Annotated in this window: 9 protein-coding genes; all 9 read left to right on the forward strand. The window is 49.9% G+C overall.

Features of this window, described 5'->3' with window-relative positions; all coding sequences use genetic code 11:
* Positions 1-32: 32 nt before the first annotated feature.
* Positions 33-1787 carry an adenine deaminase C-terminal domain-containing protein gene (locus ACIFQN_RS25300; RefSeq protein WP_429835799.1) on the forward strand — a complete coding sequence of 585 codons (1755 nt, stop codon included), beginning with the start codon at positions 33-35 and terminating at the stop codon, positions 1785-1787.
* 581 nt (positions 1788-2368) lie between these two features.
* Positions 2369-3340: a branched-chain amino acid ABC transporter permease gene (locus ACIFQN_RS25305; RefSeq protein WP_429835800.1), complete on the forward strand. Its 972-nt coding sequence runs from the start codon at positions 2369-2371 to the stop codon at positions 3338-3340.
* Between the two features lie 9 nt (positions 3341-3349).
* The gene (locus ACIFQN_RS25310; protein WP_429835801.1) at positions 3350-4633 is read left to right on the forward strand and encodes a branched-chain amino acid ABC transporter permease; all 1284 of its coding nucleotides are present in this window, start codon (positions 3350-3352) and stop codon (positions 4631-4633) included.
* Between the two features lie 20 nt (positions 4634-4653).
* Entirely contained in the window at positions 4654-5430 is a 777-nt protein-coding gene (locus ACIFQN_RS25315) for an ABC transporter ATP-binding protein (protein ID WP_429835802.1), read from the forward strand.
* 14 nt (positions 5431-5444) lie between these two features.
* Entirely contained in the window at positions 5445-6152 is a 708-nt protein-coding gene (locus ACIFQN_RS25320; RefSeq protein WP_429835803.1) for an ABC transporter ATP-binding protein, read from the forward strand.
* A 150-nt stretch (positions 6153-6302) separates the two neighbouring features.
* Positions 6303-7766 (forward strand): PLP-dependent aminotransferase family protein, encoded by a 1464-nt coding sequence (locus ACIFQN_RS25325; RefSeq protein ID WP_429835804.1) that lies wholly within the window; start codon positions 6303-6305, stop codon positions 7764-7766.
* 55 nt (positions 7767-7821) lie between these two features.
* The gene (locus ACIFQN_RS25330) at positions 7822-8499 is read left to right on the forward strand and encodes an AzlC family ABC transporter permease (RefSeq protein ID WP_429835805.1); all 678 of its coding nucleotides are present in this window, start codon (positions 7822-7824) and stop codon (positions 8497-8499) included.
* Positions 8489-8812, forward strand: coding sequence for an AzlD domain-containing protein (locus ACIFQN_RS25335; protein WP_429835806.1), 324 nt, complete (start codon positions 8489-8491; stop codon positions 8810-8812). Before ACIFQN_RS25330 ends, ACIFQN_RS25335 begins: the two co-directional genes overlap by 11 nt.
* A gap of 47 nt (positions 8813-8859) precedes the next feature.
* Positions 8860-9354 (forward strand): SRPBCC family protein, encoded by a 495-nt coding sequence (locus tag ACIFQN_RS25340; protein ID WP_429835807.1) that lies wholly within the window; start codon positions 8860-8862, stop codon positions 9352-9354.
* Positions 9355-9415 lie beyond the last annotated feature (61 nt).

Below are 9415 nucleotides of genomic sequence, written 5' to 3' on the forward strand. Positions count from 1 at the left end.
ATGAAAATAAGACAGCGAGGAGAGAAAAACATATGCGCGTAAGACCTTTATCTAGCGAATCCTACCTGAACCAGGTGCGCGTAAGCAGAAGACTGGCACCCGCCAGTATGTGGATCAAAGGTGCGAATGTACTGAATGTGTATACAAAGGAATGGATCCGGGCCCATGTTGTCACGGCTGGAGAACGGATTGCCTATGTCGGCGAAAAAGATCCGGTAGTAGATGAGCACACTGAAATTATGGATGCGTCAGGGAAGTATCTTGTACCGGGATATATGGAGCCGCATGCTCATCCTTTTCAATGGTACAACCCATATACATTGGCTGATTTTGCACTCAAGAGGGGAACGACAACACTCGTATCTGATACGCTGATGCTGATGAACCTGCCCTTTGAACAGATTGAGGGGATCATGGAGTCGCTTTCTGCGCATCCTGTTAAACAGTTTTTCTGGGGACGGCTCGATCCGCAGACGGGCAAAGATCATCCCCGATTCTCCAAGGAAGGGCTCTCTCGCATGCTGGAGCATCCGCTGGTCGTGCAAGGAGGCGAGCTGACCAGCTGGTCCGGTGTGCTGACGGAGGACGAAAATCTGTTGTTTGGCCTAAAAGCTACGCGCGATCTGGGAAAACGGATGGAAGGACATCATCCGGGGGCGTCGGTCGAAACATTAAATATAGCAGCGTCGGCGGGCATTACCGCTTGTCATGAGGGCATTACAGCAGAGGACTTGCTGCATCGACTGAGAATGGGTATGTACGCCACACTCCGACACTCGTCCATTCGTCCTGATTTGCCTGATTTGGTAAAAGGCTGGTTAGCACTCGGGCTTCCCTGGTCTAATCGGATGATGCTGACCTCGGACGGGAGTACGCCCCCGATGCATCGAAATGGACTGATGGACGGTACGATACGCGTGGCGATTGAGGCTGGGATGCCTCCAGAGGAAGCGTATGTGATGGCATCGCTAAACCCGGCTGTCTACTATGGTCTGGAGGCAGAAATCGGTGGAATTGCCCCGGGAAGACTTGCGGATATGCTATTGCTCTCGGAAAAAGACAATCCTACTCCTGTAATGGTCATTGCCAATGGACAGCTTGCGGCCCGAAACGATGAATTGCTGGTGCCGACGGTTCAGGGGGAATGGGACAAGGTTCATTTTCCACCAGTCGACGTCTTGGACGCCCAATCGAGTGCAGAGTGGTTCCGTCTGCGCCCGCACGATGACAAGACACCTGTATTGAGCATGCAAAATGCCGTCATCACTCGTCTGGAAATGGAGTCGTTACCGATAGATGAAGAAGGCTACGTCTCCATTGACCACGATTCGGAGCTGGCTTTCATTGCAAGCGTAGATCCTGTCGGTGTCAGACGGACGCTCGCCGTACTCCACGGCTATGGGTCCAATCTGGAAGGGCTGGCCAGCTCGTATACGGCTTCGGGCGAGTGGATAATCATCGGACGAAATCCTCAGGCGATGGCAGACGCACTGGATCGGGTGAGAGAGCTGGGCGGGGGAGTCGTGCTCATCGACGCGGGCAAAGTAGTATGCGAATGCCCATTGCCGCTGGCCGGAAAATTTTCCGATGCGCCGATGGAGGAAGTAATCGGTATGGCAGAGAATTTGACTCAAAAGCTCAGAGAAAAAGGGCATGTCCACCTCGATCCGCTGTACTCGATCTTGTTTTTTACTGCGACTCACCTACCGTATGCGAGACTTACCTCAGATGGAATTATTGATGTGAAAAGTGGAAAATTATTGGTTTCTTCACTCCCTTTAACATAAAGGGAGTTTCTTACAAAATGAGATTTTACTAGATAAAATTCGGTTTCATGTATAGGTTGGATATGTATACGAAGATAATATTTTTCCTCTTGTAAATTTTCCGATTTATTCTACAATAATGATAAACCAAGCACTTCTACTCTTGTACCCACAGGTACGTGCTTACATAGTCACAACCTGGTAAAAAGGGGGACGTTTTGGTGAAAATATACAAAAAGTATAAGGGGGATTCCATTCCGCATGAAAAAACGCTCTGACGAAGCATTCGATCTGCGGTATTGGTAGTAAGTGTTGAAAAGGGTTACTCACAATAATCTTCCGTTAAAACGTGGTTGCTATCGGGGGCAGGCAAAAACCAAAGGTGACAACGTAAATCCAGATGTATTCATTTACAAGTATGACAAGGACAAATCCACTTTTGTAGGCAAGGTCGAGTAGGGAGCACCTGACATCATAGTACGTTTTAGTATGCCTCATATAGCTTAGGGACTGCACATAGGTGTACGCCCCTTTTCCACTTATGAAGGCCCATATCCGGTCACGGCAATGAATGCAGAAAATTTACAAAATTTCACAAAGAAATGAGGGATGGGAAAAGCATGATGCTAAACATTTTGCCTCAGGTGTTGGTTGACGGGTTGATACTAGGTTTCATGTACGCTGTCGTGGCACTAGGCTACACCATGGTTTACGGGATTTTGGAATTTATTAACTTCGCTCATGGAGAAATTTTTATGGTGGGTGCTTTTGTGGGAACAGAGGTCCTGCTGATCTCTGACGCCTTGGGAGCGCTGGAAGGCATGAATCCATTTGTCGCACTATTCTTGACGCTTGTGATTGCCATGATATTTACAGGAGCCCTAGGCGTAGGTATTGAGAGGGTGGCTTATCGACCGCTGCGTGGAGCCCCTCGTCTGGTTCCGTTGATTTCTGCTATCGGTGTTTCATTCTTGCTGCAAGACCTTGTTCGTTTTACTGAAGCGCTCGCTCGCAATGAATTTTATCTGAACACCCCCACTCTTTTTACAGGGACAATTCCACTCGGCAGCTGGGCTTCAATCCCGACAAAGGGCATGGTTGTGATCGTCCTCGCGATTGTCATGATGGTCGGATTGACCTTATTCATAGGGAAAACAAAATGGGGAATCGCCATGCGTGCCGTTGCACAGGATCAAGGTACGGCATCGCTCATGACGATCAATGTAGACAAAGTCATCATGCTTACTTTTTTGATCGGCTCCAGTCTTGGTGGGGCAACAGGGGTTTTGTTCTCGCAAAACTACGGAACAATCGACCCGTATATCGGCTTTATTCTCGGTCTGAAAGCGTTTACGGCGGCTGTATTAGGTGGAATTGGTAACCTGCGAGGTGCCATGGTAGGTGGAATTCTTCTCGGAATGTTGGAATCGCTCTCAGGGGCATTCATGGGCCCACTGACAAACGGAGCGTTTGGTGCCGAGTACAAAGACGTGTTTGCATTTAGTATTCTAATCCTCGTGCTTCTCTTCAAGCCGGAAGGGCTGTTTGGCGAAGCTGTGAAAGAGAAAGTGTAGGTGAATCCAATGGCAAACATGGCATGGAAATCGTTGAAAGGCATCCCGCTCGCAGTCACTTTGATTTGGATTGCTGGTTTCGCAGCAGCGTTGCATTTCATGGATAAATCAGTGATTGCGTTTCTCGGCATTTTGTCTTCGATCGTTCTCATCTATTACACCAATGCTTCCAAAACAGTAAAGATGATCATTGGAGCAGCGGTGCTATTGATTGTGATTCCGCTTGTGGCTGGGGAAAACCGCTACTACATGGAGGTTGCTTCACAGGTAGGCATTTACGTGGCAATGGCGCTTGGTCTGAACATCGTAGTCGGTTTTGCGGGTCTTTTAGACCTGGGCTATGTAGCCTTCTTTGCCGCCGGTGCTTATGCCTATGCGATTTTCTCAACCTCGCAGGCGAATGAATTTATCGCAGGGAATCTGTTTCCGTTATCCGGTGACTGGTTCTGGCCGTTTTTGATCGTCGGGCTGATCGTAGCCGCCATATTCGGAGTTTTGCTGGGCCTGCCTGTTCTTCGGGTAAAAGGGGACTACCTGGCTATTGTAACGTTAGGGTTTGGTGAGATTATCCGGATTATTTTTAACAACCTAGACAAACCGATCAATATCACGAACGGTCCACAAGGAATTACGCCCATTCCGTCACCTGAGTTGTTTGGGATCAAGATGGGAACACCCTTTTACTTCTACTTCATCGTTCTTTTCGTCATCGCCTTTATCGTCGTGGCGAACATCCGTTTTGAGCACTCCCGTATGGGTCGTGCATGGATCGCTGTTCGTGAGGATGAGCTTGCTGCTCAATCGATGGGGATCTCGCTTTTGAATACAAAGCTGGCGGCCTTTGCGACAGGTGCATCTTTTGCTGGTGTGGTTGGTGTCATCTTTGCAGCGAAGCAAACCTTTATTGATCCTACGTCATTTACGTTAATGGAATCAATCGGGATTCTCGTCATGGTTATTTTAGGGGGTAGCGGAAGTATTCCTGGGGTTGTCCTGGGTGCCGCTTTTGTGACAATCCTGCAAGTGCAATTGCTAAAAGAGTTCTCCAACTTCTTGCATTCTCTGCAGCAGTCGGGCATTATCAATCTGCCCAACCAGTTGGACCCGTCCAAGTTCCAGCGACTCGTCTTTGGGATCATGCTGATTCTTGTGGCGTTGTATCGTCCGAATGGATTGATACCAGCCAAGCGAAAGAAAAACGATCTCGATTCGATCAAGAACAGTAAGTTTAGCAAAGACAAGCTGGGAATCCTGAGCAAGCTGTCTCAGATGACTTCTGGCAAACAGTCGTAGCGGACAAGGAGGGGAAGAGCATGGCATTGTTGGAAGCCAAGCATTTGACGAAACGATTTGGTGGCCTAATCGCCAATCAGGACGTTTCGATTGCCATTGAAAAAGGAAGCATAACGGCCGTTATCGGCCCGAACGGGGCTGGGAAGACGACGTTTTTCAATATGATCACCGGCTTTTACGAGCCCGACGAGGGTGAAATCTTACTGAATGGCAAGAGCATCAAAAGGCTGCGCCCGGATCAGATTGCCAGCCGTGGAATCACGCGTACGTTTCAAAATATCCGTCTGTTCAAACAAATGACGGCGCTGGAAAACGTAATGGTGGGAGTTCACAGCCGATTATCAGCAGGGCTTTTAGGGATTTTGTTCAATACGAAGCACGTTCGTCATGAAGAAGAAAAGGCGCGTGTGGAAGCGTACCAGCTCATGGAGTACGTGGGGATCGCCCATATCGCCAACGAAGCGGCAGGCAGCTTGCCATACGGATTGCAGCGGCGCCTGGAAATCGCTCGGGCGATGGCGACCAACCCGCAAATCATTTTGCTCGATGAGCCGGCAGCCGGGATGAACCCGCGCGAAACCGTGGAAATGACGGACTTTATTCGTCGTTTGAAAAGAGAGCTGGATTTGACTATCATCCTGATCGAGCATGACATGAAGCTGGTCATGGGCCTGAGCGAATACATTCACGTGCTCGATTACGGACGCAAGATTGCGGAGGGAACACCCGAGCAGATCCGCAACAACCCTAGCGTCATTGAGGCGTATCTCGGAAAAAGTGCGTCGGAAGTGTCGTAGGAGGAGGAAGAGATATGGCATTGTTGGAACTGCAAGAGGTTCATACCTATTACGGCGGCATCCACGCATTGAAGGGCTTAAGCATTACGGTGAATCAGGGGGAAGTGGTGACGCTGATTGGCTCCAACGGGGCCGGGAAGTCGACCACGCTCAAAACAATCTGTGGGCAGACGCGTGCCAAGCAAGGGAAAGTCTTTTTTAACGGCAAAGATATCACAGCCATGCGGACTCATGACATTGCAAAAGCAGGCATTGCCCATGTGCCAGAAGGACGCCGGATTTTTCCTAAGCTGACGGTGCGTGAGAATCTGGAGATGGGTGCCTTTGGGGTTGCTGATAAAAAGGTGATCGAGGAAGGAATCGAGCGGGCATTTACTTACTTTCCTCGTCTCAAGGAACGGATTGAACAAAAAGGCGGTACCATGTCCGGCGGGGAGCAGCAAATGCTGGCGATTGCGCGCGGATTAATGATGAAGCCGCAAATCCTCATGCTGGATGAGCCTTCGATGGGCTTGGCTCCGATTTTGGTGGAACAAATTTTTGATATCGTGTCTGAGCTGAATAAGGAAGGCATGACGATCCTCTTGGTCGAGCAAAATGCGAATCAGGCCCTTTCCGTTGCTCATCGCGGATATGTGATTCAAACGGGAGAAATCATTATGAAGGACGATGCGCACACCCTGCTTGCGAATCCACAGGTACGGGAAGCCTATCTTGCGTAAGGTGTGTATAGGACCGATGGAGTCTTTGACTCTGTCGGTTTTCTCTTTCTATTTGGGGACAAGAAAGATGGAGAGTCTTCTGCTATGATAAAGGGTAGAGAATATTTGCACTTATAGAATTGTCAACATAGCAAGAGAGGTGGAGGGGGCATGCTGGATATCAGCCCTCGTTTTGAAGAGAGCAACGAAGCGTTGTATTTACAGTTGTACCGCTATTTTTGTGCGGAAATCCAGAGTCGACGCATTCTCTCTGGGACAAGACTACCGTCGGTTCGCGCCTTGAGCAGCTTTTTACACGTCAGCAAAACGACGGTCGAAACGGCTTATCATCAGTTGTTGGCAGAGGGCTATATCGAGAGCAGAGAGCGAAGCGGCTTTTACGTGGTAGATATGGATTGGGATGGTCCGTTTGCGGTGTCTAGACAGAAAAAAGAGGAACCGGAGCAGAAGCACGGACTCAGCGGAGAAGTGAAAGGAGTCGTTGATCCGCAGCAGGTACCGATCCGTTTTGATTTTCACCAAGCGCGGGTAGATGCAGACCAGTTTCCTTTTGAACTTTGGCGTAAATACAGCAATCAGTGTATGCAGCGAGAAAACAAGAGTGTGCTCTATTATGGACACTACCAGGGGGAACCGGTACTGCGAGAGGAGATTGCCCGCTATCTCAGGCGTGCTCGGGGAGTACAGGTGACAGCAGAGCAGCTTGTGATTGGAGCGGGAACGCAGGTCCTGATCTGCATGCTGGGCTTTTTATTCGGCACAAGGGATCAAGCAGTTGCCATCGAAGAACCGTGCTATAACGGCGTGCGTACTGTTTTTTCTAATATGGGGTACGATGTGCGGCCGATTCCGCTAGAAGAAGACGGCATTCATATTAAGGCGCTTAGTGAGAGCGGGGCACGAATGGTCTATGTCACGCCTTCCCATCAGGATCCGTCTGGAGTGGTGATGCCGTATGCCAAGCGGGTAAAGCTGCTTCATTGGGCCAACCGGACCGAGAGCTACATCATGGAAGACGATTACGACGGGGAGTTTCGCTACAGCGGCAAACCGATTCCTTCGCTGCAAGGCCTGGATACCGAAGGGCGTGTCATCTATCTGGGTACATTCTCCAAAGCGTTGCTGCCGTCTATTCGCATGAGCTACATGGTGCTGCCCTATGAGCTGTCGTCCATTTATCAAAAGCAGATGTCTGCGTTTGACCAAACGGCCTCACGCATTCATCAGGAAACGCTGGCCCTTTTCATGAAAAATGGCGACTGGGAACGGCATATCCGCAAGATGAGGACGCTGTATCGAAAAAAGCATGATGCCATGCTGCATATTTTGCAACAAGAGATGGGCGCGTACATCCGTATCAGGGGACAAGATGCGGGGTTGTCTGTAACCGTTGAGGTAAATAGTGCGTGTACCTCCAAAGAGCTGGCAAAGATAGCAGCTTCCGCAGGCATACGCGTCTATCCTACCGCTCACAAATGGGTCGATCCTACGAAAAAGGGGCTTCCCACCTTTCAATTCGGCTTTGGCGGGCAGTCTATCGAAGAGATGGAGGCTGGCATTCGCTTGCTTCGAGAAGCGTGGGAGGCATACTTGCGGGAAGATTTCACTAGATGACAGAAAATACGGAATGAGACAGAGGGTTTTGGGCTGAAGAAGGGAGAACATCAAGGTGTCAGAGGCGTTGTTTGTAAAAGGAATGAAACAGATTTTCCCGGTAGCGGCTGCCGGGATTGTTGATGGGTTGGTCTTTGGAATTTTGGCGAGACAAGCTGGCCTGGGTGTGACAGAGGCTATGCTGTTTTCGCTTTTGGTGAATGCGGGATCCTCACAGTTTGCTGCAGTCGGACTTATTTCCCAGGGGATTGTCGGTTGGCCAATTTTGGTCTCTACGTTGTTATTGAATGCTCGGCATCTGTTGTATGGACTTGGACTGGGGCCAAAATTTAGCGGAACGGCTCCATGGAAGCTGTCGCTGATGGCGGGTACGCTAAATGACGAGACCTATGCTCTGAAAGCAACTTACCTGGCATCCGGGGAAAAGCCAAGTCTCTCGTTTTTTGCAGGTGCAAGCGTTGCGGATTATGTTATCTGGAATGCAAGCACGCTTATAGGAGCGTGGTTTGGTACAGTCTTTACTCAAACAGAAGCATACGGGCTTGATTTTGCTTTTGTGGCCACCTTTTTAGGTTTCCTCGCAGTCAATCTCGTATCATCTTTTCACTTCAAGGTTGCTTTTTGTGCAGCAGCAGTTGCTTGCATCGGGTATGCCCTTGGTGGGGCAACAGTTGCGGTCATCGCAGGAACACTGATGGCGGTGGGGATAGGAGCGGTGAGAGGTGAACGATAACATCTTCTTGTATATTGGACTTATGGCGATCATAACGTACTTGACGAGGTTTCCCATGCTCTTGATCAGTTCCCGCTGGGAGATACCTGCATGGCTTAAAAGAGGGCTGGCGATGGTGCCGGTCGGCGTATTCAGTTCCATGACCATACCGCCGATCCTGTTTCATGCGCCAAAAGGGGCGTGGAGTCCGGAGTATGTAGTGGCAGGTGCGGCTGCACTCGCTATTGGACTATGGAAAAAGCAAATCGTGTGGTCACTGCTCGCAGGTATCGTGGTAATCGCACTCTGGCGTCAAATGATGCAGGTATGGTAACCGGTGTAAAAGCCGGCAAACCCAAGTTGGACAAGGAGGATGAAAAGATGAATGGACCGATGGATGGAACGGTTACACAGAGCGAAGGCAGCAGTGTTTTGCGCTTTGAACGTCATCTGCAGCATTCTGTAGATAAAGTCTGGGCATCGCTGACCCAGCCAGAAAAACTCGTGAACTGGCTGGCAGAGGCGGAAGTAGAGCCGGTAGAAGGCGGGCGTATCAAGCTTACTTTTGCCAATACAGGCGATGTAATGAATGGCAGAGTGATTCAGGCACAGCCAAAGGCAGTATTGGCCTATACATGGAACAGTGAGGATGCAAGTGAATCTGCTCTGCGCTGGGAATTGGCCCCGGAAGCGGATGGATGTCGCCTGGTGCTCACTCATTCCATCCATGCAACGGAGCGTTTGTCTTACATGCTTGCAGGGTGGCATGTGCATCTCGATTTGCTGGCGGAAACGCTGGCAGGCGAGATAAAGGGATGGCCTTGGTCACACTGGGAGGAAATGCGCGAAAAGTACGCTGAACAAATCGGAGAGTAGGAAAAAGGAAGAACCTCCATGCATCGTAGCCGAACGATGTTTGAAGTGCCCCCTGTCAAGT

The organism is Brevibacillus sp. NRS-1366 (assembly GCF_050467985.1).